This window comes from Enterobacter cloacae complex sp.6700776 (genome assembly GCF_048284255.1).
Classification (GTDB): Bacteria; Pseudomonadota; Gammaproteobacteria; order Enterobacterales; family Enterobacteriaceae; genus Enterobacter; species Enterobacter intestinihominis.
Map to the genome: position 1 here is coordinate 1 of NZ_JBLVYK010000073.1, position 381 is coordinate 381.

A 381-nucleotide genomic window follows, 5' to 3' on the forward strand; every position below is an offset into this window, starting at 1 on the left:
CCCTCCGGGTCGGCAATACTGATACTGCTTCTGGTTGTCCTCACCACCTCAAAACCTGCCGCTGTGAGCGCCTCAGTGACATCCTGACGCGTTTTTATTGCTCCGGCACGGTAAAGCGCCTCAAGACCCCGTGTAATCGCTTCTGCGGCCTCCTGTTTCGCTTTTGGCAGATTATTCGGTGTGACAAGCGTCCGTCTGTTCTCCGGTGCGTTCGGGTCACGCAGCCCGTAATGATGATTAACCAGCGTCTGCCAGGCATTTATCCTCGGCCTGTCCGCACGGTCGTAGTACGGCTGGAGGCGCTTACCGCTCTGTAGTTCCATGTTCGGAATGACAAAATTCAGTTCGAGCCGCCCCTTATCCTGGTGTTCCACCCAGAGA

The 381-nt window shown here is 56.2% G+C and carries 1 pseudogene; it reads right to left on the minus strand.

The features are described 5' to 3' along the window. Nucleotides 1–381, minus strand: a pseudogene (locus ACNQ0T_RS23265) (nuclease); the annotation flags it as partial.